At 68.9% G+C, this 25,150-nt stretch carries 25 protein-coding genes; 14 read left to right on the forward strand and 11 right to left on the reverse strand.

Annotation, left to right across the window (positions count from 1 at the left end):
- Positions 1–102: 102 nt before the first annotated feature.
- Positions 103–858, forward strand: coding sequence for a thioesterase II family protein (locus BKN51_RS14010; RefSeq protein WP_101608065.1), 756 nt, complete (start codon positions 103–105; stop codon positions 856–858).
- Between the two features lie 101 nt (positions 859–959).
- Complete coding sequence (locus tag BKN51_RS14015) at positions 960–1,976, forward strand: alpha/beta fold hydrolase (RefSeq protein ID WP_101608066.1); 1,017 nt, start codon at positions 960–962, stop codon at positions 1,974–1,976.
- Here the strand turns inward: BKN51_RS14015 and xylA are convergent.
- A complete protein-coding gene (xylA, locus tag BKN51_RS14020; protein ID WP_101608067.1) occupies positions 1,973–3,142 on the reverse strand; it encodes a xylose isomerase in 1,170 nt (389 codons plus the stop codon). The two genes, BKN51_RS14015 and xylA, sit on opposite strands and share 4 nt — an antisense overlap.
- A gap of 92 nt (positions 3,143–3,234) precedes the next feature.
- Here xylA and BKN51_RS14025 point away from each other — a divergent pair, with 92 nt between their 5' ends.
- Positions 3,235–4,410: an ROK family transcriptional regulator gene (locus tag BKN51_RS14025; RefSeq protein WP_101608068.1), complete on the forward strand. Its 1,176-nt coding sequence runs from the start codon at positions 3,235–3,237 to the stop codon at positions 4,408–4,410.
- Here BKN51_RS14025 and BKN51_RS14030 read toward each other — a convergent pair.
- From BKN51_RS14030 to BKN51_RS14040, 3 genes are all read right to left on the reverse strand, one after another.
- Complete coding sequence (locus tag BKN51_RS14030) at positions 4,367–4,828, reverse strand: hypothetical protein (protein ID WP_101608069.1); 462 nt, start codon at positions 4,826–4,828, stop codon at positions 4,367–4,369. The genes BKN51_RS14025 and BKN51_RS14030 overlap by 44 nt on opposite strands.
- A 429-nt stretch (positions 4,829–5,257) precedes the next feature.
- Complete coding sequence (locus tag BKN51_RS14035; RefSeq protein ID WP_101608070.1) at positions 5,258–6,181, reverse strand: lysyl endopeptidase; 924 nt, start codon at positions 6,179–6,181, stop codon at positions 5,258–5,260.
- 523 nt (positions 6,182–6,704) lie between these two features.
- Positions 6,705–7,223 carry an Lrp/AsnC family transcriptional regulator gene (locus BKN51_RS14040; RefSeq protein ID WP_101608071.1) on the reverse strand — a complete coding sequence of 173 codons (519 nt, stop codon included), beginning with the start codon at positions 7,221–7,223 and terminating at the stop codon, positions 6,705–6,707.
- Between the two features lie 135 nt (positions 7,224–7,358).
- Here BKN51_RS14040 and pdhA point away from each other — a divergent pair, with 135 nt between their 5' ends.
- From pdhA to BKN51_RS14070, 6 genes are all read left to right on the forward strand, one after another.
- A complete protein-coding gene (pdhA, locus tag BKN51_RS14045; protein ID WP_101608072.1) occupies positions 7,359–8,456 on the forward strand; it encodes a pyruvate dehydrogenase (acetyl-transferring) E1 component subunit alpha in 1,098 nt (365 codons plus the stop codon).
- The gene (locus tag BKN51_RS14050; RefSeq protein ID WP_101608073.1) at positions 8,456–9,454 is read left to right on the forward strand and encodes an alpha-ketoacid dehydrogenase subunit beta; all 999 of its coding nucleotides are present in this window, start codon (positions 8,456–8,458) and stop codon (positions 9,452–9,454) included. The genes pdhA and BKN51_RS14050 overlap by 1 nt, the downstream gene beginning before the upstream one ends.
- Entirely contained in the window at positions 9,447–10,640 is a 1,194-nt protein-coding gene (locus BKN51_RS14055) for a dihydrolipoamide acetyltransferase family protein (RefSeq protein ID WP_101608074.1), read from the forward strand. Before BKN51_RS14050 ends, BKN51_RS14055 begins: the two co-directional genes overlap by 8 nt.
- Positions 10,641–10,721: 81 nt before the next feature.
- Complete coding sequence (locus BKN51_RS14060) at positions 10,722–12,110, forward strand: MFS transporter (protein WP_101608075.1); 1,389 nt, start codon at positions 10,722–10,724, stop codon at positions 12,108–12,110.
- Positions 12,037–12,294 (forward strand): VOC family protein, encoded by a 258-nt coding sequence (locus BKN51_RS14065; protein ID WP_146044350.1) that lies wholly within the window; start codon positions 12,037–12,039, stop codon positions 12,292–12,294. The genes BKN51_RS14060 and BKN51_RS14065 overlap by 74 nt, the downstream gene beginning before the upstream one ends.
- A gap of 102 nt (positions 12,295–12,396) precedes the next feature.
- On the forward strand, positions 12,397–13,179 hold the full coding sequence (locus BKN51_RS14070; protein ID WP_101608077.1) for a PE-PPE domain-containing protein: 783 nt from the start codon (positions 12,397–12,399) through the stop codon (positions 13,177–13,179).
- A gap of 95 nt (positions 13,180–13,274) precedes the next feature.
- Here BKN51_RS14070 and BKN51_RS14075 read toward each other — a convergent pair whose 3' ends face one another.
- The gene (locus BKN51_RS14075; RefSeq protein ID WP_101608078.1) at positions 13,275–14,411 is read right to left on the reverse strand and encodes a serine hydrolase domain-containing protein; all 1,137 of its coding nucleotides are present in this window, start codon (positions 14,409–14,411) and stop codon (positions 13,275–13,277) included.
- A gap of 221 nt (positions 14,412–14,632) precedes the next feature.
- On the opposite strand from BKN51_RS14075, the gene BKN51_RS14080 reads away from it, so the two are divergent.
- On the forward strand, positions 14,633–15,127 hold the full coding sequence (locus tag BKN51_RS14080; protein WP_101608079.1) for a hypothetical protein: 495 nt from the start codon (positions 14,633–14,635) through the stop codon (positions 15,125–15,127).
- Here the strand turns inward: BKN51_RS14080 and BKN51_RS14085 are convergent.
- Positions 15,124–15,486 (reverse strand): hypothetical protein, encoded by a 363-nt coding sequence (locus tag BKN51_RS14085; RefSeq protein ID WP_101613211.1) that lies wholly within the window; start codon positions 15,484–15,486, stop codon positions 15,124–15,126. The genes BKN51_RS14080 and BKN51_RS14085 overlap by 4 nt on opposite strands.
- 71 nt (positions 15,487–15,557) lie before the next feature.
- Here BKN51_RS14085 and BKN51_RS14090 point away from each other — a divergent pair, with 71 nt between their 5' ends.
- The 4 genes from BKN51_RS14090 to BKN51_RS14105 all read left to right on the forward strand — a co-directional run bounded on the left by BKN51_RS14090 (position 15,558) and on the right by BKN51_RS14105 (position 17,698).
- Positions 15,558–15,953, forward strand: coding sequence for a GntR family transcriptional regulator (locus BKN51_RS14090; RefSeq protein ID WP_101608080.1), 396 nt, complete (start codon positions 15,558–15,560; stop codon positions 15,951–15,953).
- A complete protein-coding gene (locus BKN51_RS14095; RefSeq protein ID WP_101608081.1) occupies positions 15,950–16,975 on the forward strand; it encodes a DUF1648 domain-containing protein in 1,026 nt (341 codons plus the stop codon). The genes BKN51_RS14090 and BKN51_RS14095 overlap by 4 nt, the downstream gene beginning before the upstream one ends.
- A 36-nt stretch (positions 16,976–17,011) precedes the next feature.
- Complete coding sequence (locus BKN51_RS14100; protein WP_199192999.1) at positions 17,012–17,272, forward strand: PASTA domain-containing protein; 261 nt, start codon at positions 17,012–17,014, stop codon at positions 17,270–17,272.
- A gap of 75 nt (positions 17,273–17,347) precedes the next feature.
- The gene (locus BKN51_RS14105; protein ID WP_101608083.1) at positions 17,348–17,698 is read left to right on the forward strand and encodes a DUF5997 family protein; all 351 of its coding nucleotides are present in this window, start codon (positions 17,348–17,350) and stop codon (positions 17,696–17,698) included.
- On the opposite strand, the gene BKN51_RS14110 is transcribed toward BKN51_RS14105, so the two are convergent.
- The 5 genes from BKN51_RS14110 to BKN51_RS14130 form a co-directional block, all read right to left on the reverse strand.
- Entirely contained in the window at positions 17,695–18,462 is a 768-nt protein-coding gene (locus BKN51_RS14110; protein ID WP_101608084.1) for a LysR family substrate-binding domain-containing protein, read from the reverse strand. The two genes, BKN51_RS14105 and BKN51_RS14110, sit on opposite strands and share 4 nt — an antisense overlap.
- A 494-nt stretch (positions 18,463–18,956) precedes the next feature.
- Positions 18,957–21,680 (reverse strand): AbfB domain-containing protein, encoded by a 2,724-nt coding sequence (locus BKN51_RS14115; RefSeq protein ID WP_101608085.1) that lies wholly within the window; start codon positions 21,678–21,680, stop codon positions 18,957–18,959.
- Positions 21,681–21,689: 9 nt separating this feature from the next.
- Entirely contained in the window at positions 21,690–22,682 is a 993-nt protein-coding gene (locus BKN51_RS14120; protein WP_101608086.1) for an ABC transporter permease, read from the reverse strand.
- Positions 22,679–23,635 carry an ABC transporter permease gene (locus BKN51_RS14125; RefSeq protein ID WP_101613212.1) on the reverse strand — a complete coding sequence of 319 codons (957 nt, stop codon included), beginning with the start codon at positions 23,633–23,635 and terminating at the stop codon, positions 22,679–22,681. The genes BKN51_RS14120 and BKN51_RS14125 overlap by 4 nt, the downstream gene beginning before the upstream one ends.
- Positions 23,636–23,673: 38 nt before the next feature.
- The gene (locus BKN51_RS14130; RefSeq protein WP_101608087.1) at positions 23,674–25,149 is read right to left on the reverse strand and encodes a sugar ABC transporter ATP-binding protein; all 1,476 of its coding nucleotides are present in this window, start codon (positions 25,147–25,149) and stop codon (positions 23,674–23,676) included.
- Between the last annotated feature and the right edge of the window lies 1 nt (position 25,150).

Genomic DNA, 25,150 nt, shown 5'->3' on the forward strand with positions numbered 1-25,150 from the left:
CAGGGGCCTTTCTTCCGGAGCTCTCCCCCTGCCGGGTGAATTGATCTTGGTCGAACCCGAACCGTTACCCCATTCGGGTTAACCGCGCGTATCTTTCGGATCATGACGGCCCCGCTAGTTCCACTGTCCACATCAGACAGTCGCGGCCCCGGCTACCTGCTGCTTCCACCCGCGGGGGGAACTCTCCAGGCGTTCGGCCCACTCGCCGCCACGGCAGGCGCGGACGTCTGGGGCGTCGAATATCCCGGACACGGGGAACGGCCCTCGGAAACGCCGGCGTCCTCTGTCGAAGAACTCGCCACGCTCTTGGCCGATGCGACGTCCGAAGACTGGTTCTCCCGCACCGTGACGATCGGTTTCGGGATGGGCGCCTTCGTCGCGTTGGAAACGGCGCAACGGCTGGGCGTCGCCCCGCGCGCGCTGATCGTCGTGGACGCGTGCGCCCCGCAACGACGTTCGCCGGACAAGGACGCCAAGGCGGGCGCGTCGGCCATGGGACGGGTGTTCGGCCGCACCGGGCTCACCCCGGTCGCGGGCTACCGCGATTCACCCGAAGGCTGGGAGTACGCGCTGGACCTGCTGCTCGGCGACCTCCAGCTGGTGAACGCCTACCGCGGGCCCGTCAGGACACGGCTCTCGTGCCCGCTCGCGGCGATTCGCGGCACCGACGATCCCGCGTTCGCTGCGGGCGACGACGCCACGGGCGGCTGGCGGGTGTGGACCTCCGGGCCGTTCGTGGGCCGCGTCGTCCCCGGCGGGCATCTCGGCGTTCTCGAATCCGGCCGGGAGGCCGAGTTCTGGGCCCGGATCCGACGGCTGGAGGCGGCCTTCCTCGACGTCCAACCGGAAGTCGCGTAGGCGAGGTGACGTACACCGGTGACGTCGTCCGACGGTCGCCGCGCCCTGGGCCGGACCCTTAATTTCGATCCCGTACCAGGCGTTTCGCGGGAGGGATCAGGATGCTCAGCAGGAGAAGGTTCGCGCAGGCCGTCGTCGCCGCGACGGCGGGAGCCACGGTCGCGAGTTGCTCGTCCCGGCCCGCGGCGGCACCGGTGGCGGCGCCTGTCACGACCGTCGGGAACACCTCGTTCGGCCCGCTCAAGCAGATCGACGCCGGAGAATTGAGCATCGGGTACGCCGAGGCCGGCCCCGCCGACGGCCCGGTGGTGGTCCTCCTGCACGGCTGGCCCTACGACATCCACAGCTACGTCGACGTCACCCCGCGCCTGGTCGCGGCCGGGTACCGGGTGATCGTGCCGTTCCTCCGGGGCTACGGGCCGACGCGGTTCCTGTCGAAGGACACCTTCCGCAACGGCCAGCAGTCCGCGATCGCCGCCGACATCGTCGCGCTGCTGGACGCGCTGAAAATCCAGAAAGCCGTCTTCGGCGGCTTCGACTGGGGCGCCCGGACGGCCGTGATCATCGCCGCGCTGTGGCCCGAGCGCTGCAAGGCACTCGTCTCGGTGAGCGGCTACCTCGTCACCAACCGGGAGACGAACAAGCAGCCACTCTCCCCCAGCGCGGAACTAGGTTGGTGGTACCAATATTACTTCGCAACCGAGCGCGGCATCCTCGGCTACGAGAAGAACCGCCACGACTTCAACAAGCTGATCTGGAAGATCGCGTCGCCGAAGTGGACCTTCGACGACGCGACCTACGACCGCTCGGCGGCCTGTTTCGACAACCCGGACCACGTGGCCATCGTGATCCACAACTACCGCTGGCGGCTCAGCCTCGCCGACGGCGACCCGAAACTCGATGCCCTCGAACAGAAACTCGCGCAGGGCCCGGCGGTCTCGGTCCCCACGATCACGATCGGCAGCGATTTCGACGGCCCGAACACCGACGGCAAGGCCTACCGATCGAAGTTCTCCGGCAAGTACGAGCACCGCGTCCTGAACGGGATCGGCCACAACGTGCCGCAAGAGGCGCCGGAGGAGTTCGCCAAGGCCGTCATCGACGTCGACCGGTTCTAGCGCGCCCCGGTGAGGTGTTCGAGTGCCAGCTGGGACAGGCGGATGAAGCCGTAACCGCGTTCCGCCGCCTTGTCCGGGTCGAAGTCCTCGAACGCCGACCGGTCCGCCAGCAGATCCGCGGCGGTCTCACCCTCGTTGAGCGTCGGTTTCGCCAGCTCGGGGACGAGAGCGGCATCCAGCGCGGCCCGAACCTCGGGATCGGCACGGAAGGCGCGGGAGCGTTCGGCGAACAGCAGGTAGCTGGCCATGTTGGCCTCGGCGCTGGCCCAGACGCCGTCCATGTTCTCCGTGCGCAGCGGCTTGTAGTCGAAGTGGCGCGGACCGTCGTAACCGCCGTGCTCCAGCAGGTCCACCAGGAAGAACGACGACAGCACGTCGCCGTGGCCGAAGACGAGATCCTGGTCGAACCGCGGGCCGCGCTGGCCGTTGAGGTCGATGTGGAACAGCTTGCCCTGCCACAGGGCCTGCCCGATGCCGTGGACGATGTTGAGCCCGGCCATCTGCTCGTGCCCGACCTCCGGGTTCACGCCGACGATCTCGTGGTTGTCCAGTGTGGAGATGAACGCGAGCGCGTGCCCGACGGTCGGCAGCAGGATGTCCCCACGCGGCTCGTTCGGCTTCGGTTCGAGCGCGAGCCGAAGGCCGTAACCCTGGTCGATGACGTACTGGGCGAGGAAGTCGATGCCCTCGCGGTAGCGGTCCATCGCCGCGCGGACGTCCTTCGCGGCATCGGTCTCGCTGCCCTCACGGCCGCCCCAGAGCACGAACGTCGACGCGCCGAGTTCGGCGGCGAGGTCGAGGTTCCGCAGCACCTTCCGCAGCGCGTAGCGGCGGACTTCACGGTCGTTGCTCGTCAGACCGCCGTCCTTGAAAACGGGGTGGCCGAACAGGTTCGTGGTCACCATCGGGACGACGAGGCCGGTTTCGGCCAGCGCGGCCCGGAATCGCTTCAGGTGCCGCGCCCGCTCGGCGTCGTCCGAGCCGAACGGGATGAGGTCGTCGTCGTGGAAGGTGATGCCCCAGGCGCCGAGGTCCGAGAGGCGGTGCACGGCCTCGACCGGGTCGAGCGGTCCCCGGCTCGCCGGGCCGAACATGTCGTTCGCCTGCCAGCCGACGGTCCACAGTCCGAAGCTGAACTTGTCCGCACGCGTCGGTGCCTGAACCATCACGCCTCCCATTAGTTTGATGCCTGAACTTATCGACGCCATCCCGGCGGGTCAAGGCTTTCGTTCAGGCATCGAACGAATACAATCGCGCGATGATCGGCACGCGTCCTGCTGGACAGCACACCGTGCGGCAGCACAACGCCGCACTCGTTCTCGGTGCGATCGCGGACGGCCCCGGCGCCTCGCGGGCAGGACTCGCCGCCGCCACCGGTCTCACGAAGGCCACCGTGTCGAGCGTGGTCGACCGCCTGATCGCGGCCGACCTCGTGGCCGAAGGCGAGCCGGAACGCCGCGTCGGCCCGGGACGGCGCGGCACGGTCGTGTCGCTCTCCCCCACCGGGCCGCACGGGCTCGGCATCGAGATCGGCGTCGACTACCTGGCGTCCTGCCTGGTGGATCTGAACGGGACGGTCCGGTTCGAGGAGGTCCGGTACGCGGACAACCGGACTCCGCGTGTCTTCCAGCGCGTGTCGGCGTTCCTGCGCAAGGCACGGAAGCGGGCGGAAGCGCTCGGCGTACCCGTCGGCGGGGTGGGCATCGCGGTTCCGGGCCTGGTCGAATCCGGTGTCGTGCGGCTGGCCCCCAACCTGGGCTGGCGCGACGTCGACCTCGCGGACCGGCTCGGCGAGACCTTCACCGTCGCCAACGAAGCCAACTTCGCCGCGCTCGCCGAACTCTGGCACGGCACCGCGTTGCCGGATTTCGTCCACGTGTCGGGCGAGATCGGGATCGGCGCGGGAATCGTGCTGGACCGGGCGTTGTTCGAGGGCGTCCGCGGCGCGGGCGGCGAGATCGGCCACCTGCCGGTGGCGCCCGACGGCCCGCCTTGTTCCTGCGGCGCGAACGGCTGCCTGGAACGGATGGCCGGGCAGGAGGAGATCCTGCGGCTGGCGGGCGCCGGCACGGTGGACGACTTGATCTCCGCGCTGGAATCGGACGACGCCGCGGCGATCTCCGCGGTCACCACCGCCGCGGGTCATCTCGGCGTCGGACTGTCCACCGTGGTCAATCTGATGGACGTCCCGGCGGTGGTGCTAGGCGGGACCTACGCGCGACTGGAGCCGTGGCTGCGTGAGCCACTTCTCGCCGAGCTCGAGCGCCGCGTACCCAGCACGGCGTGGTCGCCGGTGCGGGTCGTCCGCTCGGCGCTCGGCACGGGAGCCGCCGTACGAGGTGCGGCCGGCTCGGTCATCCGCGGCGTCCTCGCGGATCCCGAGCACCATCTCACGACTCACTGGCCATCCGATCAGGACGCTCAGGGCCGGTGACCCCGGGCAGCAACGGTTCGATCGCCTGCGCCCGCTGCTCGATGTCGGGCCGCTGGGCTCGCCGCGCGTAGTCGATGAGGGCCTCGCGGTCCTCCCGCAGAAGCCACCCCTGCTCGCTTCCGGTCTCCAGCTTCACGAGGTGCTGCACCAGTTCGGCGGACTCGGCGCCGAAATCCCGCATACGGCGCGTGAGCAGTTCCGCCGCACCGAGGTAGCCGTTGTTCCAAGCGTGGACGGCGAGCAACTGCGCCGTCGCGGCGAGGATGTCGCCGAGGTGGAACCCGCCCTCCGCGGCGAGATGCCCGGCGAGCCGGAAACTGCGTCTGCCCTCGCCGACCGGACCCTCCTCGCGAATCGCTTCGAGCAGCGCCCCGATCTGCCGCGTCAGATAATCCTGACCCGCGCCTTCCACCGTCACCGCAGTCCTCCACCCAGTCGCCGAGATCGTAGGAAGGTGTCAATGGGGAGTACTTCAGATACATCGAATGCCGAACCGTTATCACCCGAATGGGGTGTGCGGCCGTGCCTCTCGGTCAACAGGGTGCCACGGCTCCCGTCTCGCCCGCGGGGCACCAACCCGGATGCTGACGTAACCACTGGTCTCGCTCCCGCTCGACGTCGCGCTGAGTCGTCCCGCGCGCGGCGTTGACGCAGCCGCCGGTCTGGCACTTGGTGACGATCGCCGTAGTGGCTTCCGTGCTCGACCGCTAGGGACAGCACACGCGCCACGATTCCTCCGCCTCCGCCATCGAACCCGCCTGTATTCGGCGGGTGGGCGGAGAGCGTTACAGAGTCCCGGGGCGACGCGTGCGTGACGTCGCCCCGGGACTCACTGGCGCGGCAAGGGTCAGCTGGTGGTGGCGGTGTTGATCGCCCGTGCGTACGCGGCGGCCGTGCCTTGCGCCGAACACTTCTTGATGTCGTCGTACAACCACATGAAGCCACCGGGGATGCCCGCGGACGACTTCCACGACCTCATCCGGCTCTCCACCTGCGCGGGCGAGTTCCCCGCGGTGCAGTCGGAACCGTTCTTGCTCCACAGCCCCGGATCCACCGGCATGCCGAGCGACTGCGACCACGTCGCCGGATTGTTGCCGCTGCCGCCCGCGTACGCCTGGAGGTACACGCGATCGACCAGGCCGCCGAGTCCGTTCTTCACGCCCTGCCAGTACGAGACCGCGGTGTACGGCGCGAGCGTGAAGTTGCGGTAGCCCATGGCGTTCGCCATCCGGGCGAACGTGACGGTGGAGTCGACGTCGTAGTGCGATTCGTCGTCGTTGTTGATCGCGTCGGCGCCGGTGGCGTTCTTCAGCGCCAGGAAGTTGCGGTACAGAATGGTCCCGCTGCCGGTGCCGTCGCGCGTGATCAGGTTGTCGATGGCCTCCCAGTCCGGCGTGCCCCAGGCGCCGACCGAGACCTCGATGCGGTTGACCGACGTCGGTGCCTGCTTCAGCGTCCGCAGCCGCGCCGGCCATCCGGCGTCGCCGACGTACCGGCCGCCCGCGACCACGAGGTGGTCGTTGTAGTACAGGTCGCCGTTGTCGTGGACGTGGATGCTCCACAGGATGACCGTGGTGAACCCCGACGAGCGCAGGGTGTCCATGACACCCTGTCCGTCCTGATAGAACGGTCCCCCGCCGTAGATCGCGGAGCGTCCGGCCGCGGCGGGTGCCGCCTGGGCCTCGGCTTCGGCGGCGCTCGGTTGACTCGTCTGGACGATCGCCGCGGCGGCCGCGAAGGCCACCATCGCCCGCACCCAGGTCCACCTCATCAGGTCAGCTCCCTTCGGCCTGTTCCGGAGGGTATGAGATTTTCCAACGGCGGAGCCAGGTTTGTTCGGAGATCTGTCCGGTGGAATAGGCCGTTCAGCGCATGCCGCCGCTCGTTCAGTGGCCGAAGTACGTGAAGGCCCCCTTCATTGCGCCTAGGTACAGGGCCTCGGCAAAGTCGACTATTCGCGCGTGTCAGGTTTCGAGGGCTTCCAGTGGGCGATTGTCGCCTGACGGCGGCGCGACTGTCCACAAGGGACTGCGGAACGGATTCTGATGCCCGATTCAGGCGCTTTGCGCGATTTCGCGCGGGGGTCGTGAGTGACAAGAAGCGTTAGAACGACCTTTACCGCTCACGACCACCACGCAAACCACCCAAATCGGGCAAAAATGCGTCGCGACTGCCCTCAGTGGACATTCGAGGAGCGTTTCAGGCCACGGGTGACGAGCCCACTCCCTCACCCCTGCGACCAGCGGAAGCCGACTTTGCCGGAACCCTTGCGCCTAGGTACATGAAGGGGTCCTTCACGTACTGCCATCGAGCGCAAGGACCGCATTCAGAGGACTAAACGCGGGGGCGGCGCCCTGCTGTTCTTCGAAGATCAGCCAGGTCCGGGTCGACCGCACGCCGTCCAGCGCCTGCAGGCGTTCCAGGACGACGTCCCGCAGTGACGCGTTGTCCGGCGTCCGTACCAGCAGCAGGATGTCGAAGTCACCGCCGACCAGCGACACGTGCTCGACGTACGGGATCTCCCGCAACTTGGCCGACATCGTGCGCCACGACGTCTGCTCGACGGTGATCAGGATGTACGCGCTCGTCCCGAGTCCGGCCCGCCGCGGATCGATCCTCGCGCCGAAGCCGGTGATGACGCCTTCGGACATCAGGCGATCGAGGCGAGCGTAGGCGTTGGTGCGCGAGATGTGCAGTCGCTCCGCCAGAGCGCGGACGGCGAGCCTGCCGTCCACGGACAGTTCGTTGAGGATCTCGCGGTCGATGTCGTCGAGGGCAAGGACCGTTCGTCCCGGATCCGGCCCGTGAGCCACGCCACTTGTGGACGGTTGGCGCGACTGAACCGATTCTGCGGACAGTTTGTCGCTCATTTCGCCTGCCCCTTGAACACCAGGACTCCGGAAACCACCATTTCAGCATCATATGTCTGCGAAAGGTGGTGCTGCGTCATGTCGCGGGAGACTCTTGCCGCCGCGTTGCTGCCGTCACCGGTCCCGGTGCGGTTCCTCGCCGAGGACGGCACGCGCGTCGACGAGCACGGCGGCTACACCGCGCCGCCGCCCGATCGGCTCGTCGAGGCCTACCGGCTGATGGTGCTCGGCCGCCGGTTCGACGTCCAGGCGACCGCGCTGACCAAGCAAGGCCGCCTCGCGGTCTATCCGTCAAGCGCCGGCCAGGAGGCCTGCCAGGTCGCGAGCGCGCTGGCCCTCACCGACGCCGACTGGCTCTTCCCCACCTACCGTGACTCGGTCGCGCTGGTCGCCCGCGGGCTCGAGCCGGGCGAGATCCTGACGCTGCTCCGCGGTGACGCGCACTGCGGCTACGACCCCACCGAAACCCGGGTCGCTCCCCAGTGCACGCCGCTGGCCACCCAGACCCTCCACGCCGCCGGGCTCGCGCACGCGATGCGGCGCCGCGGCGAGGAGGCCGTCGCGTTCGCGCTCATCGGCGACGGCGCCACCAGTGAAGGCGACTTCCACGAGGCGCTCAACTTCGCGGCCGTGTTCAAGGCGCCCGTGGTGTTCTTCGTGCAGAACAACGGGTTCGCGATCTCGGTGCCGTTCGAGAAGCAGAGCGCCGCGCCCGCGCTGGCCTACAAGGGCGTCGGCTACGGCGTCCGTTCCGAACAGGTCGACGGCAACGACGCCGTCGCGGTCCTTTCGGTGCTGGACGACGCCGTCGCGCACGCGCGGGCCGGTCGCGGGCCGGTGCTGGTCGAGGCGCACACCTACCGGATCGACGCGCACACCAACGCCGACGACGCGACGCGCTACCGCGACCCGGCCGAGGTCGAGAAGTGGCGCGCGGCCGACCCGGTCCGGCGCCTCGAGACCTACCTGACCAACGAAAACCTGCTGTCCGGCGACGACATCGAACGATTCCGGGCCGAGGCGGAGACCTTCGCGGCCGGGGTGCGCGACACGTTGAACGCGGACGTGGAGCCGGATCCGTTGTCGTTGTTCGAGCACGTGTACGCCGTTCCGACCCGTCAGCTGGCCGCTCAGCGGGAGCTGGTCGCGGCCGAACTGGAAGCCGTGGAGGGCTGATGACCGAGATCTCGATGGCCCAGGCGCTCAACGCCGCCTTGCGTGACGCGGTCAAGGACGACGATCGCGTGCTGATCTTCGGCGAGGACGTCGGCCCGCTCGGCGGCGTCTTCCGGGTGACCGACGGCATCACCGCCGACTTCGGCGAGGAACGCTGTTTCGACACCCCGCTGGCGGAGTCCGGCATCGTCGGCTTCGCGGTCGGGATGGCGATGGGCGGGTTCCGCCCGGTGGTCGAAATGCAGTTCGACGCCTTCGCCTACCCCGCTTTCGAGCAGATCACCTCGCACGTCGCGAAACTGCGGAACCGCACCCGCGGCGCGCTGTCGCTGCCGATGGTCATCCGGATTCCTTACGCGGGCGGGATCGGCGGCGTCGAGCACCACTGCGATTCGAGCGAGGCCTACTACACCCACACGCCCGGCCTGCGCGTCGTCACGCCCGGCACTCCCCAGGACGCCTACGACCTCTTGCGCGACTCGATCGACTCGCCGGACCCGGTGATCTTCCTCGAGCCCAAGTGCCGCTACTGGGCGAAGGAAACCGTGTCCTTCACCCGCGACGGCGCGGCCATGGACCGCGCGGTCGTGCGCCGCGAAGGCAAGGACGTCACGCTGATCGCGTACGGCCCGATGGTCGCCACCGCGCTGGAGACCGCGGAAGCCGCGAAGGCCGAGGGCTGGGACGTCGAGGTGGTCGACCTCAGGTCCCTGAGCCCGTTCGACGACGAGACCGTCACCGCTTCGGTGCGCCGGACCGGGCGCGCGGTCGTCGTCCACGAGGCCGCCGGGTTCGGCGGTTACGGCGCCGAGGTGGTCGCGCGGGTCACCGAGCAGTGTTTCCACCAGCTGCACGCGCCCGTTCTGCGCGTTACGGGACTCGATATCCCTTATCCGCCACCAAAGCTGGAGCGCCATCAGCTTCCGGACGTCGACCGGATCCTGGACACCGTCGCCCGGCTGCAGTGGAACGACGAGCCGGCGGTGGCCGGTGCCTGACTTCCTGCTCCCCGACCTCGGCGAGGGACTGACCGAAGGCACCATCGTCACCTGGCTCGTCGCGGAGGGCGACACCGTCGGCGTCGACCAGCCCGTCGTCGAGGTGGAGACCGCGAAGGCCGCGGTCGAGGTGCCGGTGCCGTTCGCCGGCGTCGTCACCCGCCTCCACGGCGAACCCGGCCAGTCGCTGCCGGTCGGCGCTCCCCTGCTCACCATCGGCCCCGGGTTCGCCGAACCCGGAGTGACGACGGCGAGCGAGGGCAGTGGCAACGTCCTCATCGGTTACGGCACGACCACCACGACGAGGCGCCGCCGGACGCGCACTGTCGTGACCGCTCCCGTGAAGCCGTCCAAGGCGCCGGGCGTGATCTCGCCGTTCGTCCGCAAGATGGCCGCCGACAACAAGATCGACCTGACGAAGCTGACCGGTAGCGGTCCGGGCGGCATCATCCGGCGGGCCGACGTCGAAGAGGCACTCACCGTCCCCGCGCAAAAGGACGGCGAGAAGCGGATCCCGCTGACCGGGGTCCGCAAGGCCGTCGCCGACAAGCTGACGACCTCGCGGCGCCAGATTCCCGAGGCGACGGTCTGGGTCGACGTCGACGCGACGGAACTCGTCGCCGCGCGGAAGTCGCTCAACGCCTCGGCACCCGACCGCCCGGTGAGCCTCCTCGGCCTCGTCGCCCGGTTCGCCGTGGCTGGTTTGCGGAAATACCCCGAGCTGAACTCGCGTGTCGAGGGCGACGAAATCGTCCAGCTGCGGGACATCAACCTCGGTTTCGCGGCGCAGACGGACCGTGGTCTAGTCGTGCCGGTCGTCCGCGACTCGGGTTCACTGTCCACAAGGGAGCTTTCCGCGGCGATCGGCGATCGGACCGCCCAAGCCCGTGAAGGGAAACTCGGCCCGGCCGGTCTCACCGGCGGGACGTTCACGGTGAACAACTACGGCGTGTTCGGGGTGGACGGCTCGGCCGCGATCATCAACCATCCGGAGGCGGCCATCCTCGGCATCGGCCGGATCATCGACCGCGCCTGGGTCGTCGACGGCGCGTTGGTGGCACGGAAGGTCTGTGAACTCACGCTGGCGTTCGACCACCGGGTGTGCGACGGCGGGACGGCGGGCGGCTTCCTGCGGTTCGTCGCCGACTGCGTCGAGTCGCCGGTCACCGCGCTCGGGGATCTCTGAGCGGGTCGCACAACTCCCGGTTGTGGAGGGTCAACGACCCGTTGTTCGACTTCGGCGCCCCGGCTTGCTTTGATCTCGCGAGTGGGCGGGAGATCGCTGGGGCGACGGTTCGGCTGGCTTTGGGCGGCGTACGCGGCGAGCGCGTTCGGTACGAGGTTCGCGTTCGACGCGTTCAGCCTCATCGCCATCGTGGCGCTGGGCGCGGGCGCCACCGAGGTGTCGCTGCTGGCGGCCGCCGGTCTCGTCGTGGGCGCCGTCGTCGCGCTTCCGCTCGGCCCCTGGGTCGAGTTCCGCCGGAAACGGCCGGTGATGATCGCGATGGACCTGGTCCGCTGCGCGGCGCTGCTGACCGTCCCGGTGGCGTACGCGCTCGGGATGCTCGGCTTCGGTCAGCTGGTCGCCGTGTCGGTCGTCGTCGCCGCGGCCGACATCACCTTCCTGGCCGCGAGCGGGGCGTTCCTGAAAACGCTGCTGCCCAAGGAAGGTCTGCTCGTCGCGAACGCCAGGTTCGAATCCACCACCTGGACCGCGACCGTACTCGGCCCGCCGCTCGGCGGGTTCGCCGTCGGCCTGTTCGGGCCGGTGATCACGATCGCCGCCGACGCGGTCAGCTACCTGCTCTCGGCGGTGGGGATCCGCGCGGTCGGCGGCTCGGAGCCGCCACCCGCGAAGCCGGAAGGCCCTCGGCTGAGCGGCCGGGACCTGCGGGAAGGCTGGCGGTTCATCCTCACCCATCCGCTGCTGCGGCCCCTGTTCGTCAACACGATCGTGGTCAACGGCCTGATCATGGCGACCGCGCCCCTGTTCGCCGTCCTGATGCTCGGGCAACTCGGCTTCGCCCCGTGGGAGTACGCGGTGGCCTTCGCCGTGCCTTGTCTCGGCGGACTGATCGGATCGAGGCTCTCCCGGAGTCTGGTCGCGCGATACGGCCGGGACCGGGTCCTGTTCACCGCGGGCTGGCTGCGCGTCTGCTGGCCCGTCGGGCTGGTGTTCATCCATCCGGGGGTCTCGGGGCTGATCCTGGTCATCGTCGTCGAGTTCTGCCTGATCACCTGCATCGGCGTGTTCAACCCGGTGCTGGCCACGAGCAGGCTCGAACAGGTGCCCCTCGACCGCGCGGCGCGCACCCTGTCGGCCTGGTCGATCGCCGGCAAGCTCACCACCGCCTCCCTGACCGCGTTATGGGGCCTGCTCGCTGCGTTCACCGGCCCGCGTGCCGCTGTCGGCATCGCCGGGGCGCTCATGCTCGCGACGCCGCTTCTGCTCCCCCGAAAACGTCGGACCGCTGTGCCAGTATCGGCGAATGGCGATCAAGAGAGTGGTTTCCGATCTGGAGATCACGTCGATGGAAGAGACGAAGGCCTTCTACGTTCAGGTACTCGGCTTCGAGGTGGTGATGGACCACGGATGGATCGTGACGCTGGCCGACCCGGATCGGCCGGAGGTGCAGCTGAGTCTCATGACCCATGACGAAACCGCGCCCGTCGTCCCGGTCGCCTCGATCGAGGTCGACGACGTGGACGCGAGTTACGCGGCGGCCAAGGCGTCCGGCGCGGAGATCGTGCACGAGCTGACCGACGAGCCGTGGGGCGTCCGCCGGTTCTTCGTCCGCGATCCCGGCGGTCACGTGGTCAACGTGCTGTCCCATCGCTGAGGCCGTTCGGCCCAGCTCGCTGGGCCCGATGGCGGGTTTCATCAAAATTTCATGACGCATCCCTAGCGTTCGAACACGCACCGTAGTCGAACGAGAGGGACGATGACCGTGAAGAAACTCAGGGGGGTCCTGGCCGCGGCCGCGCTGGCCACCGGGCTGATCGGCGCCACCGCGCCGGCGGCCCAGGCCGACGCGGCCGACCAGGCGCGCTATTACATCCTCATCGGCGGCACCTGCGACGGCGCCGCGACCGTCTACAACGACGCCTGGTTGCGGGGCGGGATCCGCAAGGTGGTCCACTACCCGGCCGGGGCTGCCGGCGCGCCCAACTGCGACCAGACGCCGATGGACCAGAGCGTCGCGCGCGGGCACGAAGAAGCCCGGCGTGTCGTCCAAAGCTCCTTCGACGAGAACCCCGGCGCCGAGTTCACCGTCGTCGGCTACTCGCAGGGCGCGCTGGTCGCGAACCTGGTACTGAACGACATCGCCGACGGGAAACTGGCCGTGGACAAGTCGCGGTTCCGGGCGAAGATCTTCGCCGACCCGATGCAGCCGGTCGGTCCTCCGGGACGCGGGATCAGCGCGGTGCTCCCGGCGGGCACCGGGGCGCCGTCGCCGTTCGGCGGCTACGTGTCCTTCGGGCCGGGCCGCACCGATTTCGGCGGTATCCCGTTCATCCGCTACTGCATCGAGACCGACGGTGTCTGCCACTTCGACACCTTCGAGGCGCCTGGCGGGTACTTCGCCCAGCACCTTTGTTACCAGTGGGCCCGTCCCACCGATCACCGCTCGATCATGGAGGACACGATCGCGGACGGCGTGTACACCAACGGTTCGCACGCGCTGCCGCGGCAGAACTGCCGTCCGCCGCATCCCGCGCCGTGACCCGGTGAAGACTGCTGCCGCCCGGCGCCCGATCGCCGGGTGACAGCGGATCGAGCGATGGCCCGCCCACAGTGTCGTGAGCGGGCCATCGCCGGTCACTTGCAGAACGCGGTGTCCACAGTGGCCATCACGGCCTTGGAGCCCTTCTCGGGTTCGCCGAAGGTCCCCGGCATCGCGGTCACGGCGAGACCGACGGTGCGGCCGTCTTCCGTGGCGCCGCCACGGGTTTCGAACCCGTCGATGTCCCCGCCGTGCCCCCAGTACACCCCGCCGCAGCTGAGCGGATTGCTCATCAGGCCGAGTCCGTATTTCGTCCCGGGGAACAGGGGCGCGTCCACCGTCTTGCGCATTTCGGCCAGCTGCGCGGCGGGCACCAGCTTGCCTTCGAGCAGGACGCGGAAGAGCTTGCCGAGGTCGCTGGGGGTCGAGATCAGCTGACCGGCCGCCCCCGCCCAGGACGGATCCATCTCGGTCGCGTCGATCACCTTGCCGGTGGCGACATTTCCGGTGGCATACCCCTGTGGGTGCCGCCCCTGGATGGTCTGGTCGCCGACCTGCGGCCAGTAGGTGTTCTCGAGGCCTGCCTTCTTGATCACGCGTTCGGTGATCTGTTCCTGGATCGGACGTCCGGTCACCTTTTCGACGACCATGCCCGCCAGCAGGTAGCCCGTGTTGCTGTACTCCCATTTGGTGCCCGGCTGGAATTTCGCCGGATGACTCAGCGCCGCGGCCAGCAGTTCGTGGTTCGGGAAGTACCGGTGCTGCACCTGTTCGAAGTCACGCAACCCGAGGTGTTCGGTGTAGTTCGGCAGCCCGCTGGTGTGCTGCAACAGCTGCCGGATGGTGATCTTGGTGGCGTCGATGCCTTCGCCACGCACGATTCCGGGAAGGTACTTTTCGATCGGCGCGTCCAGTTCCACCTTGCCCTCGGCCACCAGCCGCAGGACGACGACCGCGGTGAACGTCTTGGTGTTGCTGCCCGCCCGGACGGTGCCGTCGCGAGGGACCGGGACCTGGCGGTCGATCCGCGAGGATCCCGCCACCAGCGACGTCGTGCGTCCTCGGCCGGTCACGTAGGCCAGCGCGGCCGGGAACTTCTCCTGACGTACCAACGAGTCGAGGCCTTTCTGCAGCTCAGAACCCTTGGCCGGGGCCGCATCCGCCGCCGTGGTCCAGGCGGCCCCCATCAGCCCCGCCACTGTCAGGACCACAACACCCTTGCGTAACGTCATTCGCACTCCTTCATCGACCGGATCAACACCGATGACACTGGCCGAATCGGGCATGAAGATCAGGAGGGCAGGCTGCCGGATCAGGGGTGGCGCTGGCGCTACCCCTATTAGTAGGGAACTTTTTTCCGACCAGAATTCGTCCCACCATTGTCCGGGCGGGACACGGCTGGTTAAGGTCAGTTCGGTAAGTGGACTAGACCACCCGAGGCCGGGAGGCGACGATGCCCCTCGACGAACAGCAGACCTGGGCGATGCTGCGAGAGCTGGACGAACCCGGCCACTGGGAAGTGCCGCACGACTTCGACGGGCCTGCCGCGCGCGCCCGATTCGAGCGGCTGGCCGAGCAACTCGGGCGGGCATTCGACTGCGTCTGCGAAGTCGATCGTCATGTCCAGGACGCCAGCCATCTCGGCAGGATCGAGATCCCGGCGAGCGCGACGCCCGCGCCGGACCACCTGACGGTCACGATCAGCAATTTCGGCGGCCTGGCCGCGGTGACCCTGGGAAATCCGGGCAGTTACGACGAGGACGAGGAATTCGAGTTCTTCCCGGCGCGGGATCGAAAACGGGTCGAAGACGAGCTGGAAGCACTCGGCTACCTGCCCGTCTCCGAACATCCGCTGTGGACCAAGTACACCGGGATCAGCGGCTTCGACGCCCTCTACCCGCCGGACCGGCCGCCGTCGTGGTGGGACCGGTTCTTCGACTACCTCTAGGCGTTGCTCGGCGCGAGCGCGGCGGCGAGTTCCGCCGCGTTCGGCACGCTGACGAGCACCTCGTCGAAGGGGAGCCCGGCGACCGCGCGATCGACCTCGACCCGCAGCGCCGGCACGCCCCTGCGGACCGACACCAGCTGACGGACGCCCGTCCCCAGCCCCCAGTAACCCACCTTCAGCACGCCGCTGACCAGCACCCCGGCCCGTCCCCCGCGCGCTCGCCCCACCGGCTCTTCGACGCGCTCGACGGCCTTGATCGCCGCCAGCGGGACGACCACTTTTTCGCGCCATACGGCCAACCGCTCCCAGGCCGAGAACCTCACTCGCACTCCGCCCTCGGCGATGTCCATCTTCGCCATCACGACCACCTTCCACCGGTAGCTAGCTGATGTAGTTGTTATAGCAAGTGTATAGCAGATATCCTGGGCGGGTGTTGCTGACTCTCGACCTCGACAGCGAAGTGCCGATCTACCAGCAGATCCGCGACCGGATCGTCGAAGCCGTCGCCGACGGCGTGCTGGTCGAGGGCACCAGCCTGCCCTCGACCCGGCAACTCGGCGCCGACCTCGGGATCAACTTCCACACCGTCAACAAGGCCTACGACCTGCTGCGGACGCAGGGATTCATCCGGATCAACCGCAAGACCGGCGCCGTCGTCCGGCGGGACGCGGCCTCCGGGCCGGCGGAAGACGGCTACGCGGACGAGTGGCAGGAGCGGCTGCGCACCCTGCTCGCCGAGGCCGTCGCGCTCGGCCTGGGTCCGCGCGAGGTGACGGGCCGGTGCGAGACCGTGCTGGACTCCTTCGCGGTGAGCACGCGGCGATGACCGGCCCGATTTGGCTGAACCTGGCCCTGATCGCGTTCACCGCGGCCGTCTTCCGGTCGGCGCCCGCGCTGGCGCGCCCGACGCTCCCGTTCGGCGTCCGGATCCCGGCCGGGCGCACCGCAGAACCCGTCATCGTCCTCGTTCGCCTCCGCTACAACCAGGGAATCGTGGCGGCGGCCCTCCTCGCCATCGCGGCGGTGCTCTTCGCCTGGCTCGCGCCGGACGTCGTCCTGATCGGTCTCGTCGTGGCCTGTTCGCTGCTCGGCGCGCTGGCGCATCGTTCGATCGTCGCCGCGAAACGGGAAGGCGCCTGGTACGCCGGGACACGGCAGGCCGTCGCCGCCGACACCTCGTTGCGGTCGGACCCCGTCCGTCCACAGTGGATCCTCCTGGTGCCGGCGGGGTTGCTGGCCATCGTCACGGCGGCCATCGGCCTGTTCCAGGACACGGCGGCCTTCTCGACGGTGTTCGCGCAGGTCCTGACCGTCGTGCTGATCTCGCTCCTGGCCGTCGCGATCCCCCGTGCCCGCCCCGAGATCGACGCCGCGCAGCCGTCGGTTTCGGCGTCGCGGTATCGGGAGTACCTGCACGGCGTTCTCAGCCTGCTGCTGGTCTCCGCCGGTTGCGTCAACGCGACCCTGCTCGTGGTTTCGCTCCAGCTGTGGGAGGTCGTCGAAACGAGCGTGCCGGTCACGATCGTGGCCTACCTCCCCCTCGTCGCCGCTTTCGTCGCGTGGCTCGCCTTCTCCGTCCGGGCGGGCGACGCCGGGCACCGGCTGTCGCCCACCGGCGACGAAGCGGAGACCCCGTACGAGCAACGCGACGACGACCGCTTCTGGCACGCGGCCGGAATGGTCTACCTGAACCGGAACGACCCGGCGCTGCTGGTGCACCGGCGGGTCGGGACCTACTGGACGCTCAACCTGGGGCATCCGATCGCCTGGCTGGTCCTCGCCGCGGTCGCCGTGGCCGGGGTGCTCGCCGGAACCGGTGTCGTGACCCTCCCGGCCAAGGGTGCTTGACGGTATTCTGGTCGCGGGTGAAGGACGATGGCCGTCGTGCCGGATTTCGTGGGGAGGCAGGCGCTCGACGCCTGGCTGACCGGGCATGACGCGGGCTTGACGCTGCAAGGCCCCGATCCCGACAGCCCTCACCCCCTCCTGAACGGCCTGGTCGCCGCGCAGGTACCCGCGCCGGGAACGCGGCTGCCGCGGTGGGGTGTGGTGACCGTCTGGATCACCGGCGGCGGAGACCCCGCAGGTGTCCGCGAGCCCCGCCGTCCGCTGCCGAACCTGCTCGAAGACCAGTCGGAGGGCTGATCACCGGGTGTGATCAGAGGAGCCCGGGCCGCTCGTTACCCTGAGGCAATGACGTCGCACAAGACCCCTCAAACCATGAAGCCCGCGACAGCGGCGAAGAAGCTGGGTGTGTACCTCGAAGCCACTCCGGCCGAGTTCCAGGAGGGTGTCGTCTCCCGCGACGAACTGAACGCGCTGCAGGCCGAACCGCCCGAGTGGCTGCGGGACCTGCGCCGCAACGGGCCGCACCCGCGTCCGGTCATCGCGGCCAAGCTGGGCATCTCCATCAGCGGCCTGGCCCGAGGCGGGATCACCGGCGCGCTCACCACCGAACAGATCGACGCGGTCAAGACCGAAGACCCCGACTGGCTGAAGCGGGAGCGCGAGACCCAGGCCGAGGTCCGCAAGGAAGAGGCCCGGGTGAAGGCCACCCGCACCGAAAGCTAGCCCCGGCGGCGAGGCTTTCCGCGCTTCCCGCCCTGGGGAGCACCGCGCTGCCCGCCCTGCGGCTTCCGGCCGCCGGGCTGGGGGCGCTTGCTCTTCGGCGGGGCGTTCTTCTTCTCCTGAGCCTTCTCCTGGACCTGCTTTTCCGGCGCCTGCTGCCGTCCCCGGGTGCTGTTGACGGTCCGGCCGCGGACGATCCCGATGAACTGCTCCATCAGATCGGTGGTCTCGTCCTCCGGCCAGGACAGCGCGACACCGGACTCCGGCGCTCCGGAGATCGGACGGAAGGTCAGATCACGCCGGTGGTGCAGCCGCGCGAGGGACTGCGGGACGAGCAGGAGCCCGACACCGGCGGCGACCAGTTCGATGGCGTCCGCCGTGGTGGCCGGGCGCTCCAGCGCGGGTTTCCCGGGCGGCTGGTCCCAGTCCAGCGTGTCGTCGAGCGGATGCAGGACGACGTCGTCGGCGATGTCGTCGACGGAGACCTCGTCCGCGGCGGCGACCAGGTGATCCTTGGGGACGACCACCACGGTCGTCTCGGTGTAGAGCGGGATCGCGTGCAGGCCCTCGCGATCGATCGGGAGCCTCAGCAGGACGGCGTCCACGTCGCGAGCACGGACCAGCGCGGCGGCGTCGGCGGCCGCCGTCTGGACGAGCTCCAGTGGGACGCCGGGCGACCGCTCGTTCCAGATCCGGACCCACTTCGAGGGCGTCACACCGGGGACGTACGCGAGTTTGAAGGGGGCGGGGGTGTCCGGGCCGGTCATGGGGCAAGGTTACCGGGCGTGGTGTGACTCCTCGTGAGTGGTAAGGACGGTTCTCTTTGAGGGCTAGGGCAAAGGTGGCGTCGTGTCTGAATCGAGGGTGCGTGAAGGCGTGACTCGCGTGATCGGAGCCGGATCTCGCGTGCTCAGACGGCGAGCTGCGTGATCGCCGCCTGATCACGCGTGAACGCCCATCCCGCCCGAACACGACACGTTTGACCTTCCCCTCAAATAACCGGTCCTTACCGCTCACGAGGAGTCACACCACGCCACTGTCGCTCTAACTCGCCCTTGTGAGTACATGAAGGCCCCCTTCCTTGCGCCTAGGTACAGGAAGGGGGCCTTCATGTACTCAGGGAAGGGGTCCTTCGCGCGCCGCCGTGACTGCTGGGGCTGGAGGTATCGCTGAGGCTGCGGAGGGCGATCGCGTAGTCCGTGAAGGCCTCCTTCACTACCTTCAGGGTAGGCAAGGAGACCTTCACGGACCTGCGAGCCGACTACGGAGCCCAAGCCGCCGAGACCGCCCAGGTGACGTCCTGGTCGTACGAGACCGGGTTGTCGAACGGGTGGCCACCGCCGCTGGCGGCGACGAAGACCTCCTCGACGTAGTGCCGCATGTTCGTGCCGAGTTCGTTCACCGACGCGAGCCGCACGCCACCGGCCCCGGGCTGGGCGCAGAACGTGGCGTCCTTCCGGAACAGGTCGGTGTTGTCGTTCCCGCCGAGCCGCACCCGGAAGTCCGCGTGCCGGAGGAACTGGCCCGGATAATTGCGCGCCTCCAGCGAATAGCACGACGGATCCGCGAGCCCGCGCCGCACGAAGAACGTCGCGTCCGCCTTCAGCAGTGCGGGGCTGGAGCCGTTGACGACGTCCGTCCGCGCGAGGCCGTCACGGTGCCGCAGGAACCGGTCGGTGAAGCCCGGTGTCGTCACCTTGAACGACCGTGCCTGATCCAGCGGCAGGTCGGCGCCACTACGCCAGAGCGGGACCGAGGCCGCCCAGGTCGTGTCCGCCGCGAAACCCGACGGCGTGTCCCACGGGTTCGCCCCGCCGCTGCGCGCGAGATAAACGGTCTCGGCGTAGTGGCGGATGAAGGCGCTGCGCTGGTTGAACGACTCCAGCGCCGTTCCGCCGGCGCCTTCCCTCGCGCAGAAGGTCGCGTCCGCGGCGAACAAGGCCGAGCCGTCGTTCGCGTCCTTGCGGATCCGCGACGACGCGTGCCGCAGGAACAGACCGGGGTAGTTCCGCGACTCGAACGACAGGCACGAAGCGTCGGCCAGCCCTTGCCGTACCCAGAACGTCGCGTCCTTCTTGGCGGCATCCGCGCTGCCTTCGCCGAGGACGTCGGTGCGCACGAAGTCGTTCTGGTGCCGCAGGTACCGGTCGGTGTACCCGGCCGTGGTCACCCTCAGCGAAACCGGCTCGCCCCGGCCCACCTCGGTGCCCTTGGCGATGGCGAGCACCTTCTGGTTGATCTCGCGCACCCGCGCCTCGGTCATTTTCAGGACCCGGCGGTCGTAGGTGTAGAAGCCGTTGACCTCGTTTTCGACGTCGTACGGCTCGGTGTACACCGACGCGGAAAGCCCGCGGCCGTGCACGAACCGTCCGACCTGCTTCGTGATCTCCACGTACCGGTTCGTCAGCGACGTCTCGTCGGGATACAGCGCGCCGTACGCGAAACCCTTGCCGGGTTCCCATTCGTGCCCGGCGACGCGTCTGCCGAGGCCGCCGTACTCCCCCAGCACCGCGACCCGTCTCGCGTCGGGTTGCCTCGTGCCGGTGGAGACCTGGTAGGCGTGGTCGTCGATCACGTCCCCGTTGCCCGGGTCCGGATCGGACACGCAGCAGTTGGAACCCGAGTTGTGGTTGATCAGCCGCGTGTTGTCGATCGAGCGGACCAGGTCGACGATGCGCCCTGCGTCGTACTCGCCCCAGCCCTCGTTGAACGGCACCCACTGCACGATCGACGTGATGCTCTTGTGCTGCTCGATCATGCGCCGCAGCTCGGACTCGAAGTTCGTGTGCCCGTTGGGGACCTCGTCGATCGAGTCGAGCGACGGCATGTCCTGCCAGACCATCAGCCCGAGCCTGTCGGCGTGATAGAACCACCGCGCGGGCTCGACCTTGATGTGCTTGCGGACCATGTTGAAGCCCAAGGCCTTCTGGCGTTCGAGGTCGAACCGCAGCGCCTCGTCCGTCGGCGCGGTGTAGATGCCGTCCGGCCAGTAGCCCTGGTCCAAGGTGCCCAGCTGGAAGACGAACTTCCCGTTGAGCAGCGGCCGCATCACGCCGCCGACCATCGCCTTGCCCAGTGACCGCATGCCGAAGTACCCGGTGACGGCGTCACCTCCGGGCAGCCGCACGCGCAGGTCGTAGAGGAACGGATCGTCGGGTGACCACAGGCGCGCGTTCGGGACCGGGACACGGAGGTGGGACCCGACGGCGCCGGTCGCGGTACCGACCACTTGGCCGCCCGAAAGCACTTCGGCGGTCGCCTGCTGCCCGGGTGTGCCCTGGACGACGAGGTCGAGCGCGCCACCGGGGACGTCGGGCGTGGTGTCGAGCCGGGTGATGTGCTCGGCGCGGACCGGTTCCAGCCACACGGTCTGCCAGATCCCCGACGCCGCCGTGTAGAAGATGCCGCTGGGCGTCTTGCGCTGCTTCCCGACCGGATAGCGGCTGCCGTCGACGGGCGACGCGACGCCGACGACGATCTCGTTCTCCCCCGCCTTGAGCGCCGGGGTGATGTCGAACGAGAAGGCGTCGAAACCGCCGGTGTGGCTCCCGATCGACGTCCCGTTGACCCACACCCTGGTCTCCCAGGTGACGGCGCCGAAATTGAGCTTCACCCTCCGACCGTCCCAAGTGGACGGAACGGTGAAGGTGCGACGGTAGAACATGTTGTCTTCGTGCCGTTTGATCCCCGAAAGCATCGACTCGATCGGGTAAGGCACCAGGACGTTCTCGCTCAGCGGCCTGCCGATCGGCGGCGAGTTCAGGTTCGGCGCACCGGCGAAGCCCCAGGTCCCGTTGAGATTGAGCCATTCCGACCGCACCAGTTGCGGGCGCGGGTACTCGGGCAGCGCGTTCGACGGCGAGACCTGGCTCGTCCACGGGGTCGGGAGCGGGACGGGGACGGCTTGGGCGACGGGGACGAGTGTCGTCGCGGCGGCCAGCAGACCGGCCACGACGCTCAGCGCGCGTGCGGTTCTTCGGTGCATGCGATCTCCCTATCTCCGGGTGGTCGTGCGGGCCAGCGACCGCTGCAGCACAACGACCACCAGCAGGAACGCGCCGCTGACCACCGATTGGTAGTTGCTGTCGAGAGTTCCTATCTGGTTGATGACGTTCTGGATGACCGTTCGGATGCCCACGCCGATGACCGTTCCGAGAATCGTGCCCATCCCGCCGGTCAGCAGGGTGCCCCCGATGACGACGACGGAGATGGCGTCCAGTTCGAGGCCGACCCCGATCACGGTGACACCGGACTGCAGATAAGCCGCGGTGAGCGCGCCCGCGAGCCCGGAGAGGACACCGCTCATGACGTAGACGGTGACCTTCGTGCGCGCGACCGGCAGTCCCATCAGCTTCGCGGACTGCTCCGAGCCGCCGGTGGCGAACACCGACTGCCCGAACCGGGTCCGGCGCAGCACGAGCCCGCCGATCAGGCACAGGGCCGCCGCGATGAACACCGGATAGCCGAAGCCGAAGAGCGTGCCGCGCCCGAGTTCGACGAACACCTCGCCCTCGGGGATCTTGTACGTCGTCGCGCCTTCGGACGTGATCGCGAGCAGCAGGCCGCGCGCGAAGAGCAAGGTCGCCAGCGTGACGATGAACGGCGCCATCCCGGTCTTCGCGACGAGAAGCCCGTTGATCAGCCCGATCAGCCCGCACACCGCCAGCGGGAGCAGCAGCGCGACGAGGAATCCCCATTGCGCCCCGTAGGCCGCGAGCACCCCGCCCAGGGCGTAGACCGAACCGACCGACAGGTCGATCCCGCCGGTGATGATCACGAACGTCATCCCGAGCGCGATGATCGCGAGGAACGAACTCTGCAACGCGATGTCGCGCAGGTTGTCCAGGCTGCCGAACCGCGGGAACAGCAGCCACGCCACCGCGACCATCAGCACCAGCGCGATCGCCGCGCCCTGTTTCTGCAGCACGCCGGTCATCAGCTCGCGCCGCGTGGAGTCCTGCCCGGCCAAGGTGGGCGCCGCGGTCATCGGCTGCTCCGTTCGCGTGCGACGTACACCGCGCCGACGATGATCGCGGCCTGGATCATCTGCGCGGTGGAATCCGGCAGGTTGTGCTTGATGAGCGTGGCGCGGACGAGCTGCATGAGCAGGACACCCATCACCGTGCCGAGGATGCGGACGCGTCCGCCGGTCAGCGGGGTGCCGCCGACCACGACCGCGGTGATCGCGGACAGTTCCATCAGCAACCCGGCGTCCGCGGGGTCGCCGGCGCCGAGCCGGGCGGTGGACAGCACCCCGGCCAGCGCGGCGAGCAGCCCGCAGATCGCGTAGACGCCGATGAGGACGCGGTTGACCGGCAGTCCGGCCAGCACACTCGCCCGGCGGTTGCCGCCGATCGCGACCAGCCGCCTGCCGAACGCCGTCTTCCCGACCAGCGCCGCCATCAGGACGGCCAGCACGGCCGCGATGAGGACGCTCACCGGGATCCCGAGCAGTTCGCCGGTACCCAATGCCAGGAACGCCGGATCGTGCAGCTGGACGAGCTGACCGTCGGCGAGCACCAGCGCGAGACCGCGCCCGCCGACTAATAAGGCCAGTGTCGCCACGATCGGCTGGATCCCGACTTTGGCCACGAGGACGCCGTTGAGCGCCCCCGCCGCCAGTCCCGCCGCGAGCGCGATGGCGACCGCGGGCAGCGTCCCGGCTCCGAGGTAGAGCGGGATGAGCGCGGCCGACAGCGCCATCACCGCCCCCACCGAAAGGTCGACGCCCTCGGTGCCGATCACCAGCGCCATCCCGAGCGCGACCACCAGCACCGGCGCGGCCTGGATGAGCTGGGTGCGGAAGTTCCCCACGGTCAGGAAGTTCGCCGTGAACGCGATGTTGAACAGGACCAGCGCGACGACGGCGACGTACACGCCGTACTCCTGCAGCCAGCGCGCCACCCGGGTCCGGTCCACCGTTTTCGCCGTGTCCGTCATGGTGTTCCCCGGGTCCTCGGTTCTCTGCTGGGTGCTGGTCATTCCGTTTCCCCACCCGATGCGATCGCGGCCAGCACGTGGTCCTGGGTCAGCTGCTCCCCCGCCAGCTCCCCGACGACCGCGCCGTCCTTGAGCACGACCAGCCTGTCTGCGCCGTCGAGGAGTTCTTCCATCTCCGAGGAGATCAGCAGGACGGCGAGCCCGTCCTTGGCGAGTTCGTCGATCAACGCCTGCACCTCCGCCTTCGCGCCGACGTCGATGCCCCGGGTCGGCTCGTCGAGCAGCAGCACTTTCGGTTCGGTGCACAGCCAGCGCGCCAGCAGCACCTTCTGCTGGTTCCCGCCGGAAAGTTCGGAGACCTTCTGATCGGGGCTGGACACCTTGATCCGCAGCCGTTTCACGAACGTGTCGACGATCCTGTCCTGCCGGGCACGGCTGACCAGGCCGAAGCGGGAAAGCTTCGGCAACGCGGCGAGCACGATGTTCTCCCGCACCGAAAGATGGGGAATGATCCCCTCGGTCTTGCGGTCTTCGGCGAGCATGCTGACGCCCGCGCGCATCGCGGCCGCCACGTTCCCCGGCGGGACCTGCTTTCCGCCGACGAGGACGGTGCCACCGGACAGCGGCAGGTCACCGACGATCGCCCGCGCGGTCTCGGTCCGGCCGGAGCCGAGCAGCCCGGCCAGCCCGACGATCTCGCCGGGCTTGATCTCCACCGAGACCCCGCTCAGCCGGTTGCCGCTGGTGAGGTTTTCCGCGCGCAGGATCGGTTCCCTGCCCGCCTCGTGGTCGCCCTCGAAGGCCGTCGCACCGTGCGACCGGATGTCGCCGACACTGCGGCCCAGCATCATCGACACCAGTTCCAGCCTCGGCAGGTCGGCGAGCGGTCCGGTGTGGACCCGCTTGCCGTCCCGCAGCACCGTCACGCGTTCGCAGATCCGGTACAGCTCGTCCATCCGGTGACTGACGTACACGATCGCGATCCCGCGCTCGTGCAGTCTGCCGATGACCTCGAACAGCGTCTCGACCTCACGCGGCTCCAAAGAGGACGTCGGCTCGTCCATGATCACCACGTCGGCGTCGACGGAGACCGCGCGGGCGAGCGCGACCATCTGCTGGGCGCCGACGCCGAGTGTCCCGAGTGGACGGCGGACGTCGGCGTCGATGCCGTAGTCCGCCAGCAGGGCCGCCGCGTCGGCGTTCATCCGCGCCCAGTCGACGAGCCCGAACCGTTTCCTCGGCTCGCGGCCGAGGTACACGTTGCTCGCCACGCTCATCAGCGGGATGAGGTTGACCTCCTGGTAGATGGTGGAGATCGCGCCCCGCGCGTGGATCGTTCCGGAATCCGGCCGGTGCACGCCGGTGAGCACCTTGATCAGCGTCGACTTGCCGGCGCCGTTCTCGCCCACCAGCGCGTGCACCTCGCCCGGCCGCAGCGCGAACGACACGTCGTCGAGCGCGCGCACCCCGGCGAACGTCTTCGTCACGCCTTCGACCTCGAGAACCGGTTCCATC

It is taken from the genome of Amycolatopsis sp. BJA-103, assembly GCF_002849735.1.
Lineage (GTDB): Bacteria > Actinomycetota > Actinomycetes > Mycobacteriales > Pseudonocardiaceae > Amycolatopsis.

What these genes read in the sequence shown, in the direction of transcription:
- BKN51_RS14115 (WP_101608085.1), bottom strand. Translation starts at nt 21,680, where the DNA reads ATGCACCGAAGAACCGCACGCGCGCTGAGCGTCGTGGCCGGTCTGCTG.
- BKN51_RS14070 (WP_101608077.1), top strand. Translation starts at nt 12,397, where the DNA reads ATGACCGTGAAGAAACTCAGGGGGGTCCTGGCCGCGGCCGCGCTGGCC.
- BKN51_RS14025 (WP_101608068.1), top strand. Translation starts at nt 3,235, where the DNA reads ATGATCGGCACGCGTCCTGCTGGACAGCACACCGTGCGGCAGCACAAC.
- BKN51_RS14125 (WP_101613212.1), bottom strand. Translation starts at nt 23,635, where the DNA reads ATGACGGACACGGCGAAAACGGTGGACCGGACCCGGGTGGCGCGCTGG.
- pdhA (WP_101608072.1), top strand. Translation starts at nt 7,359, where the DNA reads ATGTCGCGGGAGACTCTTGCCGCCGCGTTGCTGCCGTCACCGGTCCCG.
- BKN51_RS14035 (WP_101608070.1), bottom strand. Translation starts at nt 6,181, where the DNA reads ATGAGGTGGACCTGGGTGCGGGCGATGGTGGCCTTCGCGGCCGCCGCG.
- BKN51_RS14015 (WP_101608066.1), top strand. Translation starts at nt 960, where the DNA reads ATGCTCAGCAGGAGAAGGTTCGCGCAGGCCGTCGTCGCCGCGACGGCG.
- BKN51_RS14130 (WP_101608087.1), bottom strand. Translation starts at nt 25,149, where the DNA reads ATGGAACCGGTTCTCGAGGTCGAAGGCGTGACGAAGACGTTCGCCGGG.
- xylA (WP_101608067.1), bottom strand. Translation starts at nt 3,142, where the DNA reads ATGGTTCAGGCACCGACGCGTGCGGACAAGTTCAGCTTCGGACTGTGG.
- BKN51_RS14080 (WP_101608079.1), top strand. Translation starts at nt 14,633, where the DNA reads ATGCCCCTCGACGAACAGCAGACCTGGGCGATGCTGCGAGAGCTGGAC.
- BKN51_RS14010 (WP_101608065.1), top strand. Translation starts at nt 103, where the DNA reads ATGACGGCCCCGCTAGTTCCACTGTCCACATCAGACAGTCGCGGCCCC.
- BKN51_RS14050 (WP_101608073.1), top strand. Translation starts at nt 8,456, where the DNA reads ATGACCGAGATCTCGATGGCCCAGGCGCTCAACGCCGCCTTGCGTGAC.
- BKN51_RS14105 (WP_101608083.1), top strand. Translation starts at nt 17,348, where the DNA reads ATGAAGCCCGCGACAGCGGCGAAGAAGCTGGGTGTGTACCTCGAAGCC.
- BKN51_RS14085 (WP_101613211.1), bottom strand. Translation starts at nt 15,486, where the DNA reads ATGGCGAAGATGGACATCGCCGAGGGCGGAGTGCGAGTGAGGTTCTCG.
- BKN51_RS14120 (WP_101608086.1), bottom strand. Translation starts at nt 22,682, where the DNA reads ATGACCGCGGCGCCCACCTTGGCCGGGCAGGACTCCACGCGGCGCGAG.
- BKN51_RS14095 (WP_101608081.1), top strand. Translation starts at nt 15,950, where the DNA reads ATGACCGGCCCGATTTGGCTGAACCTGGCCCTGATCGCGTTCACCGCG.
- BKN51_RS14065 (WP_146044350.1), top strand. Translation starts at nt 12,037, where the DNA reads ATGGACCACGGATGGATCGTGACGCTGGCCGACCCGGATCGGCCGGAG.
- BKN51_RS14110 (WP_101608084.1), bottom strand. Translation starts at nt 18,462, where the DNA reads ATGACCGGCCCGGACACCCCCGCCCCCTTCAAACTCGCGTACGTCCCC.
- BKN51_RS14075 (WP_101608078.1), bottom strand. Translation starts at nt 14,411, where the DNA reads ATGACGTTACGCAAGGGTGTTGTGGTCCTGACAGTGGCGGGGCTGATG.